We start from the raw sequence: 19,535 nt of genomic DNA, 5'->3' as shown, positions 1-19,535 counted from the left end.
CAGAAATCACAGAATTCCCCTCCGGGCGAGACCTTCACGCGTGGTGTGCGTGTGGGAGGTGCCTCGCCAGCAAACTCAAGTGCCGCATGAGTACGGGGGAATCGTAAGGAGCGAGCGAAGTGGATTCCCCCGTCATGCCGTCAGATAAGCATTCCGACTCGTAATCGTTATCGGCCTGTTCGGCGCGCCCCCTCCCCTTCAGGACACCGACGCCATTTCTGTGGCCGGTTTCTGACGGTACGTAGGGTCTGTCAGGGCGGGATCGGCCCTGACCACGCGCCGGAACGCCGCCGTCCCCCTGGTCAGGTCGTGCCCCACCGCCACGGCGTCGATGTCCACGGAGGTCCTCCACACCCCGTCCCGCTCCTCCTCCCGCACCTTCAGGCGGCCGTGGACGACGAGCGGCTCTCCGACCGAGACCGAACCGGACAGGTTCGCCGCGAGTGTCCGCCGTGCCCACACCGTGTAGAAGCCGGTGCTGCCGTCCGTCCAGACCTGCTGTTCCCGGTCCCACCGCCGGGGTGTCACCGCCAGCCGGAATCGTGCCGTCGATCCCGTCGCCGTCTCCCTGAAATCCACCGGGGTCGCCGCGTTTCCCACCAGCGTCACCATGGTCTCGTTCATTTCCCGTCCCCCGATTCCCTGCCGCTTCCGGCCGCTTTCCGTCCCGCTGTCCGCCCTGCACCGATGTGGTGAGGTGCGGTGCGACGACGTGCGGTCGGGCGCCTCCGTCCGATCCGCCGGGAACCATGCTGGACGGAAACCGGGAATCCCGTCGGGGCCTGTGGATTACCCGCCGGTTGTGGAGAACTCCGTCACCGCCACATAGCGCTCCCGCACCTCGCGGTAGCGCGCCAGTTCCGCCGACACCGGGTCGAGGACCCTGGCCCTGCCGCAGCCGGCCGCGGCCTCGCGGAGCCGCCGCTCCGCCTCCTGCCCGTACCGGCGCGCCGGCCCCCGTGCCGCCGCCGCGCACGACCACTCCACGAGCGGCCCGCCGACCACTCCCGCGAGCATGAGCAGCGCCGGGGTGAGCAGTCCGGGTTCGAGCACGCCCACGATCTGGCCGAGCAGCCACAGGCCCCCGAAGATCTGGAGCAGCGTCATCGAGGCCTGCGCGAGTACCGCCGCCGGCCACCACGCCGGACGCGGCGGCCGGGTGCCGCGGCTCCCCGTGGCGCCGGTGACGGGTGGGGACGTCCTGACCGCCGACGCGGAACCACGCTTTCCCTGCCCCACGGCCGTGGTGTGTCCGGACCTGGTGTCCGTGTTCCCTCCACGGCCCCGGCCGCCGCCTCCCGCCTGCGCGTTCCGTGACAGGTCGTCCAGTGCCTCGGGCAGTCCCCCTGCCCCGTTCACCGCCGCCTCGCGCACCGCCTGCGCCCACGGTGCGGGCAGCCCGTCGACGGCGGCGTCCGCCAGCTGCCGTACGGCCTGCTCCACCCGCTGCCGGGCGGTGAGCTCCTCCTCCGGAGGAGCGAGCACCTGCGCCATCAGGTCGAGTCCCCCGAGCTGCCGGGTGGACTCGTACCAACGCCAGAGCCGCAGCCAGGGGGTCCCGCAGGCCCGCCCCGCGTTCCTGCGCCACTCACGCTCCGCGGCCTGCCCGGCCGCCGCCGCGCCGACGGCCTCCGCGAGCCGCTCGGTGAACTCGTCGCGGGCCCGCTCGCCGAGCCCGGGCCGCCCGTCGGCGACGTACACCGACCTGAGCCGGGCGGCGGCGGCGTCCACGTCGGCGGACAGTCTGCGCGCCGCCGCCGTGCGGTCCTGGACGAATCTGCCGAGCAGTTCGCGCAGGTCGCCCACCCCCGCTCCGGTGAGCGCGGACAACGACATGACCGTGACGCCGGGTTCACCGTGCTCCCCCACCGCCATGCCGTCCTCGTCGAGCAGCCGGCGCAGATCGTCCAGGACCAGGTCGGCGGCCTCGCCGGACAGCCGGTCGATCTGGTTGAGCACGACGAAGGAGATCTCGGCGTGCCCTGCGAGCGGCCGCAGATAGCGTTCGTGCAGGGCCGCGTCGGCGTACTTCTCCGGGTCGACGACCCAGATCACCGCGTCGACCAGGGCCAGCACCCGGTCCACCTGCTCACGGTGTCCGGTCGCCGCCGAGTCGTGGTCGGGCAGGTCCACCAGCACGAGTCCCTGCAGTGCCTCGTCGACGGCCGTTCCGCCCTGCACCGGCCTGCGCCGGAGCCGTCCGGGGATGGCCAGCCGGTCGAGCAGCCCCGCGGCACCGTCGGTCCAACTGCAGGCGATGGGCGCCGAGGTGGTCGGCCTGCGCAGCCCGGTGTCGGAGATCTGCACGCCCGCGAGCGCGTTGAAGAGGGTGGACTTCCCGCTGCCGGTGGCCCCCGCGACGGCGACGACCGTGTGCCGGGACGAGAGCCGCTGGCGGGCAGAGGCCTCGTCGAGCACGCGCCCCGCCTCGGTCAGGGTGGCCGCGTCGAGCCGGGCGCGGGAGAGCCCCACCAGCTCACGCAGTGCGTCCAGCCGCGGCCGGAGGGAGCTGCCTGGCATCGCGTACGCCTCGGCCTCGGGCCCCGCATCGTCCTGTGGAGGCCGTTCGGTCTCGAGCCTCTCCTGCGCGGCCTCGGCGGCACGGCGGGCGATGAGCCCGTCGTCCCAGCGGCGCGCGTCGTCGCCCGGGGCCTCCCCCGCGTCCTCTCCCCCGGGTCCGTTCCCCTGCCCGTGGTCCCGGCCCTGGTCAGTGACGGCAGTCATCGCTGCCACCTCTCCTTCTGCAGTAGGGACAGCGCGGCGATGAGTTCGGCCTGGGGCTCGGGGGTGACCTCGAGTGCGTCCAGCGGTGCGAGGCGCCGGTCGCGCTCGCCGTGCATGACCTGGTCCAGGCACCCGGTGAGCAGCGCCCCGCCCTTGTCGCGGAGGCGCAGCGCCCCCTGGGCGCCGATCCGTTCGGCGAGCTGCTCCCCCGCGCCCCTGGCGCGGCGTCCGCCGAGGAGGGCGGCGGCCAGGAGCGCCGCCACCGTCTCGGCGTCGGGCGCCGCGTTGCGTTCGAGCAGCCGCGCCTCCTCCTCGGCGAGTTCCTCCAGTACTCGCCGCCAACGCCGTACGGCCATGCCGATCCGGCCCTGGACGTCCTCGGCGGGCCCCCACCCGCCGTCCTCCCGGCCGGCGTCCTCGAACCGGAAGATCCCGGCGGCGGGCTCGCGCTGCCAGGTCGCGCGGATCTGCTCGTCGGAGGCCGCCACGGCGCACTGCAACAGGGCCACGAGACTCTCCACCAGAGCGTCCAGCAGCTCCCCCGCGGTGCTGTACAGGGGGTATCCACGCCACCGGGTCCGTGCGCCGCCGGCCAGCACCGCGCCGTTCTGCAGCCGCCGCCGCACGCGTGACAGCTCCTTGCCGTACGCCTCCTCGACGACGCCGGTGAGGCGCACGGCCGCCGCGTACTGCGCGGCCACCGCCCCGGCCAGCTCGGGCATCCGTACGTTGAGCGAGTCGATGACCCCGGAGGCCGTACGCCCCACGGCCTGCTGACGGGCCGCGGGGTCCTGCGCCCGGTGGGTGAGCCAGGCGCGCAGGGGCGCCACGGCGGTGGTGGGCAGCAGACCGCTGCCCCCGCCCGCGGACTCGGGGAGCTCCGGGATGGTGAAGCGGGGCACATCGCCGAGGCCGGCCCGGGTGAGCAGGGCGGCGTACTGCCGTGACACCTCGGCGATCACCTGGTGGGGCACCCGGTCCAGGACGGTGACCAGGGACGCGTCGTACTCCTTTGCGGTACGCAGCAGATGCCACGGCACGGCGTCGGCGTACCGGGACGCCGTGGTCACCATGACCCAGACGTCGGCGGCGCAGATGAGCTCGGCCGCCAGGACCCGGTTCCGCACGACGAGCGAGTCGATGTCGGGGGCGTCGAGGAGCGCGAGGCCCCGGGGCAGGGTCGCCGCGGTCTCGACCCGCAGCACGGTGTCGTCCCGGTCACCGTCGATCCCGAGGTGGTCGAGGCCGTCCGGGTCCGGGACCTGTCCCGGGGGCAGCCACACCCGTGTCAGCTGCGGCAGCACGCGTACCCCGGCGAACCAGTGGTGGTCGTCCGGGTGGCAGACGAGCACGGGGGTCCGCGTGGTGGGGCGCAGCACCCCGGCCTCGCTGACCCGGCACCCGACCAGCGAGTTGACGAGCGTCGACTTGCCCGCGCCGGTGGATCCCCCGATGACCGCGAGCAGCGGTGCCTCGGGGTCCTTGAGCCGGGGTACGAGGTAGTCGTCGAGCTGGGCGAGCAGTTCGGTCCGCGTCTGCCGGGCGCGCGGGGCGCCCGGCAGCGGCAGTGGAAGACGCACGGCAGCGACACGGTCGCGCAGGGCGGAAAGTGCGTCGATGAGCTGGGGCCGTACATCCATGGTTACCACATGTGAAGAATGCCCAATTTTGGAGCCTTTTTGAAGCGTATAGACCTCTCTGCGCGGCGGATCCACCCTGGGGGACAGAGGGGACGAGTGGGGCGCAGGCATAACGAGTGCACAACACCCGGGGCGCGAGACGCGAAAAGCGATGCATCAATCGCACCTACCTGCGATTATCGGTTCGCTTCACCGAACCTCCACATCGTGCCACGCAGGTGAAGCAACCGGGAGGAGGCGATCTGAGCCCTATCCTTGTCCCGGCAAGGTCCGCAGATGGCTTGAACCAGCGCCCTCCGGGGCACCAGGCCGACACCCGGCCCCCGTAGCTCAGTGGATAGAGCAGGCGCCTTCTAAGCGCTTGGCCGCAGGTTCGAGTCCTGCCGGGGGCGCTCCCGCCGCAGCACGTCAGGCCCTCCCTCGGGAGGGCCTTTTCCCTGGCCCGCAGCACCGTAGCGACCATGGCGTAGCGCGGGCGTAAGCACTGCGGCCGTCGGCGGGTGCGCTCGAGTTCCGCGGCCGGCAGGCACGTTCGGCTTCCCGTCAGGCAGGTGTCAGCTCCTCAGCCGTTCGAGCAGGGCGGGTACGTCGGCGAAGGAGTCCACGACGTGGTCCGGGGTGCCGTCGGCGGCCGCAAGGGTCTCCGGCCGGTACTTGCCTGTCCTCACCAGTGCCCCGGTCATGCCGTGGCGCTGGGCGGCCAGCACGTCCGTCTCGATGTCGTCGCCCACCATCAGCGTCCGGGCGGGGTCGGCGCCGAGGTGCGCCAGCGCTGCGGCGAAGAACGCCCCGGACGGCTTTCCGGTGACGACCGCCTCGGTGCGCGCGGCACGCTCCAGGCCGAGGAGGAAGGCGCCGGTGTCGAGGTCGAGTCCGTCCGCGGTGCGCCAGTACAGGTTGCGGTGCATGGCTACGAGGGCCGCGCCCTGCTGGACGAGATGGAAGGCGCGGTTGATCGCGGCGTAGGTGAAGGCGGTGCCCGCGCCGCCGAGGACGACGACGTCGGGCACGGCACCCTCCGTGTCCTCCTCCTCGACGAGGGGCACCCCGGACAGGTCACCCCGCACGTCACCGGTGTTGATCAGCAGGCAACGCGCTCCGGGGTGCCGCTCGCGCAGGTGGGCCGCGGTGACGGCGGGCGCCGTGAGGACGTCTTCGGGGCCGACGGGGAATCCGGAGTCCGCGAGCCGCCGGGCGATCGCCGCGCGCGTCCGGGACGTGGTGTTGGTGACCAGCGCCAGCGGTACCCCCGCGGTCCGCAGGGCCTCCATGGCCTCCACAGCGCCGGGCAGCGGCTCCCAGGACACGGTGAGTACGCCGTCGATGTCGATCAGGACCGCGCCGATTCGCTCCATACGACCGACCGTCCCCGACTTGCCGAACCAGCGCAAATGGGATTGTTTCGAAGGTGGGGGTGTGCGTGTGTGTTCCGCGCTTCCTCACTGATGGAGACCTCTCTTGGAGGTGAACCACCGTGCAGTTCACCGACCGCACGGACGCCGGACGTCGGCTCGCCGTGGCACTGGGGCACCTGAGCAGACGCGATCCGGTCGTCCTGGGGCTGCCGCGTGGCGGGGTCCCGGTGGCGTACGAGGTCGCACAGGCCCTCGGCGCCCCCCTCGATGTCATCGTGGTCCGCAAGCTCGGGGTGCCGTACCACCCCGAACTGGGGTTCGGCGCCATCGGAGAGGGCGGGGTGCGGGTGATCAGCGAGGAGATCGTCCGCCGGACCGGGGTCGGCGAGAAGGACCTCGTGGCCGTGGAACGCGCCGAGGAGGCGGAGCTCGTGCGTCGGGCGCACGCCTACCGCGAGGGCCGGCCACGCCTGCCGCTGAAGGGGCGCGCGGTGGTCGTGGTGGACGACGGGGTCGCCACCGGGGCGACCGCGAGGGCAGCCTGCCAGGTGGTGCGGGCCCAGGGCGCCGCCCACGTCGTCCTGGCCGTGCCGGTCGCGTCGCCGGATGTCGCCGCCGGGCTGCGTGAGGACGTCGACGAGGTCGTCTGCCTGTCCACGCCGAGCTTCTTCTCGGCCGTGGGCGAGTGGTACCGGGACTTCTCCCAGACCTCCGACGAGGAGGTCGTCGCCCTGCTGGCGCGGGCCTCCGCGACTGTCGTCCCGGCCGAGGAGGTCGAGGTGGACGCGGGCGGGGTAGCGCTCACCGGAGACCTGGTGCTCCCCGCGGACGCCGGGGCGGTCGTGGTGTTCGCCCATGGTTCGGGCAGCAGCCGCCGCAGCCCGCGCAACCGTTCCGTGGCCGCCGCCCTGAACCGCGCCGGTCTGGGCACGCTGCTCTTCGACCTGCTCACCCCCGGGGAGGAGGTCCACCGCGCCAATGTCTTCGACATCGGTCTGCTGGCCGGGCGGCTCGCGGACACCACCGGCTGGCTGCGGCGCCGCGTCCCCCTCCCGGTCGGCTCGTTCGGGGCGAGCACCGGGGCGGCGGCGGCGCTGCGGGCCGCCGCCGCGGCGGACTCGGGGGTCGGCGCCGTGGTCTCCCGCGGCGGGCGGCCCGATCTGGCCGGGGCCGATCTGGCGGGGGTCCGCGCACCCACCCTGCTCATCGTGGGCGGCGACGACACGACGGTGATCGACCTCAACCGGCAGGCGCAGGCCGCGTTGCGCTGCGAGAACCGGCTGGAGATCGTCCCGGGCGCGACCCATCTGTTCGAGGAGCCGGGCACCCTGGACCGTGTCGCGGACCTGGCTCGTGACTGGTTCACGGCGCATCTCCTCCGGTAGCCGCCGCGAGCCGCGGGCGTTGCCACGCGGTGTGCGGACGCGCCCCGGGTACGCCGACCCGACCTGTCCTCTCCGCGAGTTGCGAGAGAGAGGTTGCGGCCACGGAGTCGCGGGGCAGGGAGTCGGGCAGGAAGTAGCGGGCACGGGATTCGCGGGGCGGGGAGTTGGTGCGGTGATGCGGGTCCGACAGGTCGGGAGCGCGAGCCTCGCCGAGTACGCCGAAGGGATCCGGCGGGTGCACTCCGAAGCGTTCTCGGCGCCGCCGTGGAACGAGGACCCGGCGACGGGCCGTCTGTACGTCGAGCGGCTCGGCGACGACGCCGGGCGCCCCGGGTTCACCGCCGCCCTGGCGCTCGACGGGCACACTGTCGGCGGCTTCGCCACCGCCTGGACCACACCAGGCACCTTCCCTTCCGGCCGCAGTCACGGGCACGTCGCCCGCGCACTCGGACCCGACCGCGTCACGGCGTGGCTGTGCGGGGCCGTCGAGGTGGACGAGTTGGCCGTCTCCCCCCACCTCCGCAGCGCCGGACTGGGCGCGGCGCTGCTGTCGGCGGTCACCGGGGCCGCGCCGGGCGGACGGTGCCGGCTGCTCACTTCCGTGCGCGCCGGGGCGACACTGCGGTTCTACCGACGCGCGGGGTGGGTCCAGGTCCCGGTGCCGGTCCCCGGCCGGGCCGGGCTCGTCGTCCTCCTCGGGCCGGACCATCCGGCAGCCGCCGGCCTCGCCGTCGGTCCATGAACGGTCGGCACCTGGTGTGCACTTGTAAGTGGAGCGATGCGCGACCGTGATGTGAATCGATTCAAGGGGCCGGAAGATAGTGGCCCGCCCCGAAGGCTGTCAAGGGTGTCCAGCCGTTCCTCCCCTACACGTCGCACATCGCGGCACCGTCCTGGAACTTCTCGGCATCAACCCATTGACTGCGCCCGCAATCCCCGTTTAGCTTCCGAGCAACCTGATTGAAACCTTTCACGGCGGGGTGGCGCGGAACGGTCCCACCGCTGAGGAGCTCTCATGAACCAGTCCGCCCCGGACCCGGCCCCGGTCCTGGCCCTGCAGGGCGTGAGCAAGTCCTTCGGTGCCGTACGGGCCCTGCAGGACGTGTCCCTGCGGTTGTTCCCCGGCGAGGCCCACGCACTCGCGGGTGAGAACGGCGCAGGCAAGTCGACCCTGATCAAGGCCCTCGCCGGAGTGCACCGGCCGGACAGTGGTGAGGTGCTTCTCGACGGCGAGCCCGTCGTCTTCCACGGCCCGGCGGACGCGCGTGACGCCGGCATCGCCGTCATCTACCAGGAGCCCACGCTCTTCCCCGACCTCTCCATCGCCGAGAACATCTTCATGGGCCGTCAGCCCCGGCGGTCCCTGGGACGGATCGACCGCAGGGCCGTGCGCGAGACCACCGCAGGGCTGATGCGGAGACTCGGGGTGGATCTCGCCCCGGACCGGCCCGCACGCGGGCTGTCGATCGCCGACCAGCAGATCGTCGAGATCGCCAAGGCGCTCTCCTTCGACGCCCGTGTCCTGATCATGGACGAGCCGACGGCCGCCCTGACCGGCAGCGAGACCGCCCGGCTCTTCTCCGTCGTCCGCGCACTGCGCGCCGAGGGCGCGGCGGTGCTGTTCATCTCGCACCGCCTGGACGAGATCTTCGAGCTGTGCCAGCGCGTCACGACCCTGCGCGACGGCCGTTGGATCTCCTCCGAGCCGCTCGAAGGGCTCACCGAGGACGACCTGGTGCGCAGGATGGTGGGACGCGACCTCGACGACCTCTACCCCAAGCAGGACGCCGAGGTCGGCGAGGTCGCGCTGTCGGTGCACCGGCTGACCCGCGAGGGTGTCTTCCGCGACGTGTCCTTCGACGTCCGGCGCGGCGAGATCGTCGCTCTCGCCGGACTGGTCGGTGCCGGGCGCACTGAGGTCGCCCAGGCGGTCTTCGGTGTGGACCGCGCCGACGCGGGCGAGGTGAAGGTCGCCGGCACGGTGCTGCGCCCCGGCTCGCCGACCGCCGCGATGGACGCCGGGCTCGCGCTCGTACCGGAGGACCGGCGCCAGCGGGGTCTGGTCATGGATATGTCGATCGAACGCAACATCGGACTCACGGGCCTGGGCGAGGTCCGCAAGCGCGGGCTCGTCAGCCGCGCCCTGGAGCACGACCGGGCCGCCGACTGGGCGGTGCGCCTCCAGCTCAAGTACAACCGGCTGGCGGACACCGTGGGTGTGCTGTCCGGCGGCAACCAGCAGAAGGTCGTGCTGGCCAAGTGGCTGGCGACAGGTCCCGCCGTGCTGATCGTCGACGAACCGACCCGCGGGATCGACGTCGGCACCAAGGCGGAGGTCCACCGGCTGCTCTCCTCGCTGGCCGCCGACGGTCTCGCCGTACTGATGATCTCCTCGGATCTCCCCGAGGTCATCGGGATGGCCGACCGGGTGCTCGTGATGCACGAGGGCCGGCTCGTCGCCGAGATCCCGCGCAGGAGCGCCACCGAGGAGTCGGTCATGGCCGCGGCCACCGGACGCGTCGAGAGGGCAGCGGCATGACCACCACCATCGGGAGCCCCCCGGACACCGCGAAGACACCGGAGCGGAGTGCCTCCTCGCTCGTGGACGCGGTCTTCCGGGCGCGCGAGATCTCCATCGCCGGGGCGCTGGTCCTGCTCGTCCTCGGCACCTGTCTGGCCAATCCGCGCTTCCTGTCCGACCAGGGCGTCAAGGACCTGCTGCTCAACGCGTCGATCCTGGTGCTGCTCGCGGTCGGCCAGTCCGCCGTGGTGATCACCCGGAACATCGACCTGTCGGTCGGCTCGGTCGTGGGCCTGTCCGCCTTCGCCTGCGGCAAGTTCGTCGCGGGGAGCGACCACGGTGTGCTGACGGTGATGCTGCTCGGCATCGCCGTCGGCGTGGTCTGCGGACTGCTGTCCGGCGCCCTCGTCAGCTTCGGCGGGGTCCCGGCGCTGGTCGTGACCCTGGGCATGCTCTACATCATCCAGGGCATCGACTACTGGTGGGCGCAGGGTGAGCAGATCAGCGCCTCCGAGGTGCCGGAGGCGGTCCTGGGCCTAGGCAGCGGCAGCGTGCTGGGCGTCCCGTACCTGCCGCTGATCGCGCTCGTCCTGCTCGTGGCGACGGCGTACTTCCTGCGCGGCTACCGCTCGGGACGTGAGCTGTACGCCATCGGGTCGAGCCCCGAGGCCGCCCGCCTCGCCGGTATCCCGATCCGCCGCCGGGTGCTCGCCGCGTACGCCTTCTCCGGGGCCGTCGCCGGCTTCGCCGGGGCCCTGTGGCTGGCCCGCTTCGGCACGGTCGTCGCGGACAACGCGCACGGCTGGGAACTGACGGTCGTCAGCGCCGTGGTCGTCGGTGGTGTCGCCATCACCGGTGGCACCGGCAGCGTCTGGGGCGCGGCGCTCGGCGCCCTGCTGCTCACCACCATCGGCAGTGTGCTGGTCGTGCTGAAGGTGGACTCCTTCTGGCAGGGCGCCATCACCGGCGCTCTCCTCCTGCTGGCCATCAGCGTCGACCGGATCGTGAACCTGCGGATGACCGCCGCACTGAGGAAGAGGAACGCCCGTCATGACCACGGCGCCTGACACGAAGACGGCTCCCACTCCGCGGGCCGCGGCGAGGCCCTCTCCCGTGCGCGCCCTGGCGCTTCGCTGGGACACCGCGGTCGGCGCCCTGCTGGTGGCGGTCCTCGTCGTCGGTCTCGGGACGACGGAGGGGTTCGGTTCGGGCGAGAACCTCGCGTTCGCCTTCAACGACATCGCCGAAGTCGCCCTCATCGCACTGCCGATGACGCTCCTGGTCGTCGCCGGGCAGGTCGACCTGTCCGTCGCCTCCATGCTGGGTCTGGGCAGCGCGCTGACCGGCGCGCTCTGGGAAGCCGGCTGGGCCTTCGAGACGATCGTCCCCGCCGTGCTCCTCGTGGGCGTCGCCGGAGGCCTCCTCAACGGCTGGCTGGTCACCAAGGTCGGACTGCCGTCCCTGGCCGTCACCATCGGCACCCTGGCGCTCTACCGGGGTCTGGCCTCGGTGGCGCTCGGCAGCGACGCGGTGACGGACTTCCCGCAGGTGTACGCGGACTGGGCCGTCGACACCACGACCGTCCCCGGCACCTTCCTCACGTATCCGGTGCTGCTCTTCATCGTCCTGGCCGCGATCACCGCGGTGGTGCTGCACGCGACCGGTCTCGGCCGCTCCCTCTTCGCGATCGGCGCCCAGGAGGAGGCCGCGTACTTCGCCGGTATCCGGGTCAAGCGGATCAAGCTGCTGCTCTTCGTCGTGACCGGGCTGTTCTCCGCGTTCGCCGGTGTCGTCTTCACCCTCCGGTACGGAAGTGCCCGCGCGGACAACGGACTCGGCTTCGAGATGCTCGTCATCGCGTCCGTCCTGCTGGGCGGTATCGACTTCGACGGTGGGAAGGGCACGCTCTTCGGCGCGGTCGCCGGTGTCCTGCTGATCGGCGTCCTGAAGAACCTGCTCACGCTCAACGACATCGCCAACGAGGTGCAGGTCATCGTGACCGGACTGCTCCTGGTGGCGTCCGTCCTGACCCCACGGGTCATCGCGACGGTCGTCGCACGACGGCACAGGCGGACCGCGCGCACTCCCGCACCCCCGTCGTCCTGACACCCCGTCCTCCGCCCGTACCTCTCCGAAAGGCACACGCCGCCATGATGCTCCGCAATGCCGCTGGGCGCCGCGCCGTCGCGACCGCAGCCACCGCCGTCTCCCTCGCTCTCGCCCTCACCGCCTGTTCCGGCACCACGAAGGACAGCGAGGGGAGCGGGGGTGCGAAGGCCGCGAGCTCGGCGAAGGCCGACCCGGACGCCCCGCTGAAGAAGGGCCTGAAGATCGCCTTCCTGCCCAAGCAGATCAACAACCCGTACGAGAAGATCGTCGACGAGGCGGGCATCGACGCGGCGAAGGAGTACGGCGGCACGGGCAAGGAGGTCGGCCCGTCCGACGCGAACGCGTCCTCGCAGGTCTCCTACATCAACACCCTGATCCAACAGCGTCAGGACGCCATCCTCGTCGCGGCGAACGACCCGAACGCGGTGTGCGGCCCGCTCAAGCAGGCCATGAAGAAGGACATCAAGGTCGTCGCGTACGACTCCGACACGGCGAAGGACTGCCGGCAGCTCTTCATCAACCAGGCCAGCTCCGAGGAGATCGGCCGCAGTCTGGTCCAGCACCTCGGAAAGCAGATCGGCTACAAGGGCAAGGTCGCGATCCTGTCGGCCACGCAGAACGCGACGAACCAGAACACCTGGATCGAGTTCATGAAGGAGGAGCTGAAGCTCCCCGAGTACAAGGGGATGGAGCTGGTCAAGGTCGCGTACGGCGACGACGCGGACCAGAAGTCGTTCCAGCAGACGCAGGGCCTCATGCAGGCCTATCCCGACCTCAAGGGCATCATCTCCCCCACCACGGTCGGCATCGCCGCGGCGGCGCGCTACCTGAGCGACTCCTCGTACAAGGGCGAGGTCGTGCTGAACGGGCTCGGCACGCCGAACCAGATGCGCAAGTACGTCAAGGACGGCACGGTCGAGCAGTTCTCGCTCTGGAACCCGGAAGAGCTCGGCTACCTCGGCTCGTACGCGGCCGCCTCCCTGGCGTCGGGGCAGATCACCGGTGCGGAGGGCGAGAAGTTCAAGGCGGGCAAGCTCGGTGAGTACACGATCGGCAAGGACGGCGAGGTCATCCTCGGGGAGCCGACCGTCTTCGACTCCGAGAACATCGACACGTTCGACTTCTGATCGGGGGAGCCGTCTTCATGCAGCGCGTCTGTTTTCTGCTGAAGGTCCGTGAGGACCGCAAGGACGAGTACCGCGAGCGCCATGCGGCGGTGTGGCCGGACATGCTCGCCGCGCTGTCGGAGGCGGGCTGGCACAACTACTCGCTGTTCCTCCGCCAGGACGGCCTGCTGGTCGGGTATCTGGAGACGGAGGACTTCGACGCGGCCAGGGAAGCGATGGCCGCGACGGAGGTCAACGCCCGCTGGCAGCGGGAGATGGCCGAGTTCTTCGAGCAGTCGGAGGCCGCCGACGAGGCCATGGTCCCGCTGACCGAGGTGTTCCACCTGGCGTAGCGGGCGGAACACCCTGATGCCGCCCCGTCCGCCCCGGCTGTCCGTGACAGCCGGGGCAAGCGTGCTCCAGGGGGCGCGTGCGGGTCGTCGCCGTCGCCCCGCACGGGCCGGACGGCCGTGTCAGCCGACTTCGCCCTCGCCCTCGTCGCCGGGCGGTCCGTCCCCGCCGCCGTTCTTGATCCGGTCGGCCTGTTCGATCATCGTCGCGAGCTTCTCCACGGCTTTGTCCTCGGTGGAGGAGGCCAGCTTCCGCGCACGGTCGGCGAGTTCACCGAGCGCGGGCGTTCCGGGGAGGTCACCGCCGCGCAGCGTGTCCGCGAAGTAGGCGGCCACCGCGGTCACCTGGAGCCGTGCGCCGGCGTCGTCCCAGAGTCCTCCGCCGATCGCGCCGGTCTCCACGGATCCCGTCTCCTCGTGGGCCTTCCGTGTCTTCGGGTCCAGCCAGCGCACGGTCGCCGTCGCGACGTGGCCGGAGGCACCCTCGCGGAGCCGCACGGCGTAGAGCGCGGTCACGGTGTGGCCTGGGCCCACCTCGCCGCCGTCGACGCCGTCGTCCCGGAAGTCGTCGTCGGCGACCTTGCGGTTCTCGTAGCCGATCAGCTCGAACTGCTGGACCGTCTCGCGGTCGAAGGCCACCTGGGCCTTGGCGTCGCGGGCCCGGAGTTCGACGTGGGCGGGCAGCTGGTCGACGAAGACCTTCCTGGCCTGGGCCTCGTCGGCGATGTACGTGGTGTTGCCGTCGCCCTTGTTGGTGAGGCGTTCCATCAGCTCGTCGCCGTAGTCGCTGCCGACCCCGACGCCGAACAGGGTGATGCCGTACTCCTTGCGGGCGTCCCCGACGCGTTCCAGGATGGCGTCGGCCTCGGTCTCGCCCGTGTTGGCCAGGGCGTCGGACAGCAGGACGACCCGGTTGGTGGCGCCCTTGCGGTGGCCCTCGACCGCTTCCTCGTAGCCCTGTTCGACGCCGGCCGCCACATTCGTGGATTCGGCGGGCTCCATCTCCTCGACGGCGTCGCGGAGTTTGGTGCGGTTGCCCCGCAGGCGGGTCATCGGCAGCCGGGTCTCGGCCTCCTCGCTGAAGGTGACCAGGGACACGGAGTCGTCGTCACGCAGTTCGTCGGCGAGGATGCCCAGCGAGGTCTTCGCCAGGTCGAGACGGCCCGGTTCGGACATCGATCCGGAGATGTCGACGACGAAGGTCAGTGCGGCGGGCGGCCGTTCACCGGCGCCCGAGGCCGCCTCGGAGGCCAGTCCGACCCGTACCAGCGACCAGTCGGCGGCGTCGGAACGGGCACCGTCGACGCTCACCGCGAAGCCGTTGCCCTTCGGCCGCTCGTAACCCTGGCGGAAGCTGTTGACGAACTCCTCCGGGCGCACCGTGTCCGCTGCCGGGAGCCGCCCGTCGCTCAGGGTGCGGCGCGCGTATCCGTAACTGGCGGTGTCGACGTCAAGGGCGAAGGTCGACAGGTAGTCGGGCGCGGCGCTCTCCCGGGCCGGGCCGTCCTCCGCCCGGCTCGCTCCGTCCTCCTGCTGCTGCGGTGCGGCGGACGGCTGTCTGCCCCCGGCCGGTCCGCCGCGCCCGGTGCTGCTGTCGACGGCGGAGTCGTCGGTCGTCCCCTGCCCACTGCAGCCGGTCATCAGGATCCCGCCCGCCAGGAGGAGCGCGAGCGCCCCCCGATACGTCCTTGCCCTGCGGTCCATCGGTACCCCCCACGTCGTAGACATCTGTGAATGTGACGTACGAGGCGGCCGGGTGGAGTCGTCAGAAGCGTTGCGGAACAGTCTCGATGGGGCAACAAGGGGCGGTGGCAGGGCGGAACGTGAAGGTCAGGACACGATGTCCTTACGACTGAACCCGCGGAAGGCGAGGGCGAACAGGATCAGGGCGTAGGTCACCGACACCGCCGCTCCCTTCGCCATCCCGCCCCATTCGAGATCGGGCTGGAGGGCGTCGGCCCAGGCGAACTGCCAGTGGGCGGGCAGGAACTCGCGCCAGTCGCCGAGTGCGGTGACCGCGTCCAGGACGTTGCCGACGATCGTCAGCCCGACGGCTCCTCCCACCGCGCCCAGCGGCGCGTCCGTCTTCGTGGAGAGCCAGAACGCCAGTCCTGCGGTGACCAGCTGCGAGACGAAGACGAACGCGACGACCAGCGCGAGGCGCGGCACGGTGTCCGAGGTGGCGAGCGCGCCCCCGGTGGGGAGCTTGAGGGGCCCCCAGCCGTAGGCGGCGGCTCCCGCCCCCAGTGCGACGAGCGGCAGCAGCACCATCGCGGCGAGGCTGAAGCCGAGTGCCACGACGAGCTTGCTCCACAGCAGCCTGGAACGGGGCACGGGTGCCGCGAGGAGGTAGCGCAGCGAGGACCAGCTCGCCTCGGAGGCCACGGTGTCACCGCAGAACAGGGCGACCGGGACGACGAGCAGGAAGCCGGCGGAGACGAAGAGGCAGGTCGCAGCGAAGTTCGCGGCGGACTCCGTCGCGACGTCCATGAGGTTGATCCGCGAACCGCCTCCGCCGCCCCCTTCGCCGCCGGGCGTGCCGCCGATGGCGAAGGCGATGATCAGGATGAACGGCAGGGCCGCCAGCACCCCGCCCATCAGCAGGGTGCGTCGCCTGCGCAGTTGCCTCATCGCCTCGACGCGCAGTGGCAGGGTCCGGCGCGCGTGGTAGCCGGGGGCTTCGGCGAGGGCCTGGATCTCTGGTGCGGAGCTCATGCGGATCCTTGGGAGATGAGGGTGAGGAACGCGTCCTCCAGGCGGCGGTGTGGCCCGACGCCCGTCACCGGCACGTCGAGACGCACCAGTTCGGCGACCAGCTGCGACGCGGTGGCGCCGTCGAGACGGACCAGCAGCCCGTGGCCGTCGTCCGTGCGGACGGCGGAGCCGATGCCCGGGAGTGCGGCCGCCTTGTCCACGAGTGCTTCGGTGACCTCGGCGTCCGTGGTGACGAGCAGCATGTCCCCGGAGCCGGTGATCTCGGCGACCGGTCCGGCCTGGACGAGCTGTCCGCGGTCCATGACCACCAGGTGCGTGCAGGACTGTTCGACCTCGGAGAGGAGGTGGCTGGAGACGATCACGGTGCGGCCCCCGGCCGCGTAGCGGATCATCACGTCCCGCATCTCGCGGATCTGGGGCGGGTCGAGACCGTTGGTCGGTTCGTCGAGGATGAGGAGGTCCGGCATGCCGAGCATGGCCTGGGCGATGGCGAGGCGCTGCCGCATGCCCTGGGAGTAGGTGCGTACGGCGCGGGCCAGGGCGTCGCCGAGTCCGGCGATCTCCAGGGCCTCGTCGATGTGGGCGTCCTCGGCGGGCCGCCCGGTGGCCTGCCAGTACAGCTCCAGGTTGGAGCGGCCGGACAGGTGCGGGAGGAAGCCGGCGCCCTCGACGAAGGACCCCACGCGGGACAGCACGGGTGCGCCGGGCCGGATCGCGTGCCCGAAGACCCGGATCTCGCCGGAGTCGGGGGTGATCAGCCCCATCAGCATGCGCAGTGTGGTGGTCTTCCCGGCGCCGTTCGGTCCGAGGAGGCCGAGGACCTGCCCCTTCTCGACGCGGAAGCCGAGGTCGCGCACCGCGTACCGGTCGGTGGACTTGGCGTACTTCTTGGACAGGTCCGTGATCTGCAGCGGCACGTCTGCCAGCGCCGGGTCGGGGGCCGGTGTGGCGGTGCGCCTGCGGGCGGTGAGCAGGAGTGCGGCGGCGATGACGACCGCTGCCGCCGGGAGTCCCCAGGTCCACCAGGGCAGGGAGACCGCCGCGGTCTTCACGCCGGGCGCGGTGGGCACGGTCAGTGCCCCGTCGAGGGTGACGGTGTACGTCGCGGGCTCGGCGGGTGAGGCGTAGGCGAGGTCGGTCGCGGAGAGGACGAGGCGGAGCCTGTGTCCGGCGTCGACCTCGTGGTCGACGGCGGGCAGGGTCAGCTCGACCGGCTTGCCCTGCTCGGCGGGGGTGAGCCGGTAGGGGGAGACCAGCTGGGAGGGCAGCACCTGCTGCTTCCCGTCCGGGGAGACGTCGTAGACCTTGCCGAACAGCACCGCGTCGCCCTGGTCCGCCTTGACGTTCACGGTGACGGTGGGTGATCCGGTGACGCGTACGGAGCTGTCCAGGGGGGCGGACTCGAAGCTCGCGTACTGCCCGGGGAAGTCGAGGGAGAGCCCGACGCCGAGCGAGGACAGCTGGGAGAGCCCGCCGCCGATGCCGGGGAGGGCGGAGACGGAGGGCGGGGCCGCCCCGGCGGGGTTGCGGAAGGTCTGGGTGAGACCGTCCGGCGCCTTCCGCCCGCTGCCTCCGCCACCGGTGGCGGGAGCGTCCCGCCCTCCGCCGGTGGTTGCCGCGTCCTGGCCGCCGCCACCGGTGGTCGCGTCCTGGCCGCCGCCCGGGCCGGGCTGCTGACGGGCACCGGTGAGGGGGATCTTCCGTCCGCCGCTGGCAAGCCCGGGGTACGAGTCACTGCTCGCACCGCGCTTCAGGGCGGCGCCGTCGGTCGAGTCGACTCCACCGGTCCGGGTCACGCGGAAGCCCGGCCCGGTGTCGGCGCCCTCGTCCTTCTTCAGGTACCGGTCGAACCAGTCACCGATCCGGCCCTGGACCCGGTCGCCCTCGTCGTCCCCGCCGTCGTGCCCGCCGGAGATCCAGTCGACGGAGACGGGTGCGCCGTTGGCCTTGACGGCCTCGGCCATGGCGTCGGCCTGGCCGAGCGGGAAGAGCGAGTCGCTCTGGCCCTGGAGGATGAGCGCGGGCACGTCGATACGGTCCGCGACGGCCTCGGGGGAACGTTCGGTCAGCAGGGCGCGCGCGGCGGCGTCCGGCTTGCCGCTGACCGCGACCCGCTCGTACATCTCGCACAGCTGCTTCTGGAACCTCTCGCAGCCGCCGCCGGAGCTCACGAAGATCCCGGCCCAGAGCTTCTTGAACACCCCGTCGGGGAAGAGCGCGTCGGCGAGGTTCCAGTAGCTGATCACCGGGGCGATGGCGTCGACGCGCTCGTCGTACCCGGCGGCGAGCAGGGACACCGCGCCGCCGTACGAGGCGCCGGTGACACCGACGCGCGGGTCGCCCTTCGCGTCGAGCTCCACCTCCGGCCTGTCCGCCAGCCAGTCGATGAGCCCGGAGACGTCCTTGACCTCGCCGTCGGGGGCGTTGAGGGTGATCTCCCCCGTGGTCCTCCCGAATCCTCGGGCGGACCAGGTCATGACGGCGTATCCGTCGGCCGCCAGTTTCTCGGCCTGCGCGCGCACGTCGTTCTTGCTGCCGCCGAATCCGTGCCCGATCAGGACCGCGGGCCGGCGCCCGGTGTCCCCGGACGTGAAGTACGAGGTGTCGACCGACACCCCGTTCATCTTCAGCATCTGGTCCTGCCGGTGCACGGCGGGCGCGCTGTCGTCGGCGGTGGCGGTCCAGGTACCGGCGCCCACGAGCACGGCGAGGGCGGCGACGACCGCGGCCCACCGGCCTCGGGTGCGGGGCAGCCGGTGCCGCCACCGGGAAGTCGGGTTCTCCATGACTCGACCCTAAACGGAACGGCTCGGGGGCCGGGGTGCCCCCGGGGGGAGGTGCACGGCATCCCTGGGAGGTACGTCCGGCACTCCCCGTACTCCGCATGCGGTACGCCCGGCCCCACGAAAGCGCACATACGCGCACATCCGCGCCAGCCGCGCCGCCGTGCACCCCCCCTACTCCCCTCCCCGGGACGGAGTCGCGGAGGTGCCGGCCCTCACCGCTCGGCCGGCACCGGGGCACCGAGGCCGGTGAGGGGCTTTTCGGCAGGCAGGAGAGCGGATGCCCTGCCGGTCTCGCCCGCCCTGACGAGTGCGTGGACCTCGCGGGCGAGCGGTGTGACGTCGGTGACGGAGACCAGCCACTCGTCCGCGTAACGCCGTGTCGCCTCGCCGCTCAGTCCGAGCTGGAGGGAGCGGTACGGCAGCGTGTTCAGGTGGAGGTCGCGTTCCGGGTCCCACTGGACGCGGGTGGGACTGCGTCGCAGGTCGCGCTGCCAGGTGGCCCGGTCGGGGTGCACTCCCCTGACGTAGTGCGAGAGTTCGGCGTTCTCCAGGGCCCAGCCGAAGCCCTCGCGGGTGATCTCGACGGCGAGCACGGTCTCCTGGCCCTCCTTGGTGCCCCAGCCGCAGCGGTACATCATCCACAGGAAGCTGGGCTTGATCCAGGTCATGCGGTCACGCTTCCAGGCGGGCGGGAAGCGCCCGTCACGGGCGGCCGGCAGTCCGATCGCGGGCCGATAGGCCTGGTACACGGTGACGGTGGAGTCGGTGTGCCGCGCGCGGATCTCGTAACGGGGCGGACCGGTCAGGTCGTTCATGCGCCTCAGCATGCGGGGCCCAGGCATCT

At 71.9% G+C, this 19,535-nt stretch carries 15 protein-coding genes and 1 tRNA gene; 8 read left to right on the top strand and 8 right to left on the bottom strand.

The genetic code is table 11. The features are described 5' to 3' along the window. Positions 1-198 precede the first annotated feature (198 nt). The 3 genes from LWJ43_RS21955 to LWJ43_RS21945 all read right to left on the bottom strand — a co-directional run bounded on the left by LWJ43_RS21955 (position 199) and on the right by LWJ43_RS21945 (position 4,364). Positions 199-624 carry a single-stranded DNA-binding protein gene (locus tag LWJ43_RS21955; protein WP_277333931.1) on the bottom strand — a complete coding sequence of 142 codons (426 nt, stop codon included), beginning with the start codon at positions 622-624 and terminating at the stop codon, positions 199-201. 165 nt (positions 625-789) lie between these two features. Further along, a complete protein-coding gene (locus tag LWJ43_RS21950; RefSeq protein WP_277333930.1) occupies positions 790-2,724 on the bottom strand; it encodes a YfjP family GTPase in 1,935 nt (644 codons plus the stop codon). Continuing rightward, complete coding sequence (locus LWJ43_RS21945; protein WP_277333929.1) at positions 2,721-4,364, bottom strand: GTPase domain-containing protein; 1,644 nt, start codon at positions 4,362-4,364, stop codon at positions 2,721-2,723. Before LWJ43_RS21945 ends, LWJ43_RS21950 begins: the two co-directional genes overlap by 4 nt. A gap of 319 nt (positions 4,365-4,683) precedes the next feature. Between LWJ43_RS21945 and LWJ43_RS21940 the strand changes: the two genes are divergently transcribed. Continuing rightward, positions 4,684-4,756: transfer RNA gene (locus LWJ43_RS21940), tRNA-Arg, on the top strand. Positions 4,757-4,918: 162 nt separating this feature from the next. Here LWJ43_RS21940 and LWJ43_RS21935 read toward each other — a convergent pair. Continuing rightward, complete coding sequence (locus LWJ43_RS21935) at positions 4,919-5,719, bottom strand: HAD-IIA family hydrolase (protein WP_277333928.1); 801 nt, start codon at positions 5,717-5,719, stop codon at positions 4,919-4,921. Positions 5,720-5,838: 119 nt separating this feature from the next. Between LWJ43_RS21935 and LWJ43_RS21930 the strand changes: the two genes are divergently transcribed. The 7 genes from LWJ43_RS21930 (at position 5,839) to LWJ43_RS21900 (ending at position 13,193) form a co-directional block, all read left to right on the top strand. Continuing rightward, the gene (locus LWJ43_RS21930) at positions 5,839-7,104 is read left to right on the top strand and encodes a phosphoribosyltransferase family protein (protein WP_277333927.1); all 1,266 of its coding nucleotides are present in this window, start codon (positions 5,839-5,841) and stop codon (positions 7,102-7,104) included. A gap of 175 nt (positions 7,105-7,279) precedes the next feature. Beyond that, positions 7,280-7,846 (top strand): GNAT family N-acetyltransferase, encoded by a 567-nt coding sequence (locus LWJ43_RS21925; RefSeq protein ID WP_277333926.1) that lies wholly within the window; start codon positions 7,280-7,282, stop codon positions 7,844-7,846. Between the two features lie 273 nt (positions 7,847-8,119). Further along, positions 8,120-9,643 carry a sugar ABC transporter ATP-binding protein gene (locus tag LWJ43_RS21920; protein WP_277333925.1) on the top strand — a complete coding sequence of 508 codons (1,524 nt, stop codon included), beginning with the start codon at positions 8,120-8,122 and terminating at the stop codon, positions 9,641-9,643. Beyond that, on the top strand, positions 9,640-10,692 hold the full coding sequence (locus tag LWJ43_RS21915) for an ABC transporter permease (protein ID WP_277333924.1): 1,053 nt from the start codon (positions 9,640-9,642) through the stop codon (positions 10,690-10,692). Before LWJ43_RS21920 ends, LWJ43_RS21915 begins: the two co-directional genes overlap by 4 nt. Continuing rightward, a complete protein-coding gene (locus tag LWJ43_RS21910; protein WP_277333923.1) occupies positions 10,676-11,731 on the top strand; it encodes an ABC transporter permease in 1,056 nt (351 codons plus the stop codon). The genes LWJ43_RS21915 and LWJ43_RS21910 overlap by 17 nt, the downstream gene beginning before the upstream one ends. A 44-nt stretch (positions 11,732-11,775) precedes the next feature. Next, positions 11,776-12,861, top strand: a complete 1,086-nt coding sequence (gene rhaS / locus LWJ43_RS21905; RefSeq protein ID WP_277333922.1) for a rhamnose ABC transporter substrate-binding protein — start codon at positions 11,776-11,778, stop codon at positions 12,859-12,861. A 17-nt stretch (positions 12,862-12,878) separates the two neighbouring features. Then, on the top strand, positions 12,879-13,193 hold the full coding sequence (locus LWJ43_RS21900; RefSeq protein WP_277333921.1) for an L-rhamnose mutarotase: 315 nt from the start codon (positions 12,879-12,881) through the stop codon (positions 13,191-13,193). A gap of 120 nt (positions 13,194-13,313) precedes the next feature. On the opposite strand, the gene LWJ43_RS21895 is transcribed toward LWJ43_RS21900, so the two are convergent. The 4 genes from LWJ43_RS21895 to LWJ43_RS21880 all read right to left on the bottom strand — a co-directional run bounded on the left by LWJ43_RS21895 (position 13,314) and on the right by LWJ43_RS21880 (position 19,506). Continuing rightward, positions 13,314-14,894, bottom strand: coding sequence for a vWA domain-containing protein (locus LWJ43_RS21895; protein WP_277335960.1), 1,581 nt, complete (start codon positions 14,892-14,894; stop codon positions 13,314-13,316). Between the two features lie 126 nt (positions 14,895-15,020). Beyond that, a complete protein-coding gene (locus LWJ43_RS21890) occupies positions 15,021-15,905 on the bottom strand; it encodes an ABC transporter permease (RefSeq protein WP_277333920.1) in 885 nt (294 codons plus the stop codon). Continuing rightward, a complete protein-coding gene (locus LWJ43_RS21885; protein ID WP_277333919.1) occupies positions 15,902-18,691 on the bottom strand; it encodes an alpha/beta fold hydrolase in 2,790 nt (929 codons plus the stop codon). The genes LWJ43_RS21890 and LWJ43_RS21885 overlap by 4 nt, the downstream gene beginning before the upstream one ends. Positions 18,692-18,903: 212 nt before the next feature. Beyond that, positions 18,904-19,506 carry a DUF4291 domain-containing protein gene (locus LWJ43_RS21880; RefSeq protein ID WP_385455086.1) on the bottom strand — a complete coding sequence of 201 codons (603 nt, stop codon included), beginning with the start codon at positions 19,504-19,506 and terminating at the stop codon, positions 18,904-18,906. Between the last annotated feature and the right edge of the window lie 29 nt (positions 19,507-19,535).

Origin of the sequence: Streptomyces sp. JH34 (assembly GCF_029428875.1) — a bacterium.
Classification (GTDB): Bacteria; Actinomycetota; Actinomycetes; order Streptomycetales; family Streptomycetaceae; genus Streptomyces.
The sequence above is the reverse complement of the archived record's forward strand: the minus strand, read 5'-3'. Positions and strand labels throughout refer to the sequence as shown.

Bases quoted from the DNA above. Each gene is read 5' to 3' on its own strand.
- LWJ43_RS21955 (WP_277333931.1), bottom strand. From the start codon at position 624: ATGAACGAGACCATGGTGACGCTGGTGGGAAACGCGGCGACCCCGGTG.
- LWJ43_RS21950 (WP_277333930.1), bottom strand. From the start codon at position 2,724: ATGACTGCCGTCACTGACCAGGGCCGGGACCACGGGCAGGGGAACGGA.
- LWJ43_RS21945 (WP_277333929.1), bottom strand. From the start codon at position 4,364: ATGGATGTACGGCCCCAGCTCATCGACGCACTTTCCGCCCTGCGCGAC.
- LWJ43_RS21935 (WP_277333928.1), bottom strand. From the start codon at position 5,719: ATGGAGCGAATCGGCGCGGTCCTGATCGACATCGACGGCGTACTCACC.
- LWJ43_RS21925 (WP_277333926.1), top strand. From the start codon at position 7,280: ATGCGGGTCCGACAGGTCGGGAGCGCGAGCCTCGCCGAGTACGCCGAA.
- LWJ43_RS21920 (WP_277333925.1), top strand. From the start codon at position 8,120: ATGAACCAGTCCGCCCCGGACCCGGCCCCGGTCCTGGCCCTGCAGGGC.
- LWJ43_RS21915 (WP_277333924.1), top strand. From the start codon at position 9,640: ATGACCACCACCATCGGGAGCCCCCCGGACACCGCGAAGACACCGGAG.
- LWJ43_RS21910 (WP_277333923.1), top strand. From the start codon at position 10,676: ATGACCACGGCGCCTGACACGAAGACGGCTCCCACTCCGCGGGCCGCG.
- rhaS (WP_277333922.1), top strand. From the start codon at position 11,776: ATGATGCTCCGCAATGCCGCTGGGCGCCGCGCCGTCGCGACCGCAGCC.
- LWJ43_RS21900 (WP_277333921.1), top strand. From the start codon at position 12,879: ATGCAGCGCGTCTGTTTTCTGCTGAAGGTCCGTGAGGACCGCAAGGAC.
- LWJ43_RS21895 (WP_277335960.1), bottom strand. From the start codon at position 14,894: ATGGACCGCAGGGCAAGGACGTATCGGGGGGCGCTCGCGCTCCTCCTG.
- LWJ43_RS21890 (WP_277333920.1), bottom strand. From the start codon at position 15,905: ATGAGCTCCGCACCAGAGATCCAGGCCCTCGCCGAAGCCCCCGGCTAC.
- LWJ43_RS21885 (WP_277333919.1), bottom strand. From the start codon at position 18,691: ATGGAGAACCCGACTTCCCGGTGGCGGCACCGGCTGCCCCGCACCCGA.
- LWJ43_RS21880 (WP_385455086.1), bottom strand. From the start codon at position 19,506: ATGAACGACCTGACCGGTCCGCCCCGTTACGAGATCCGCGCGCGGCAC.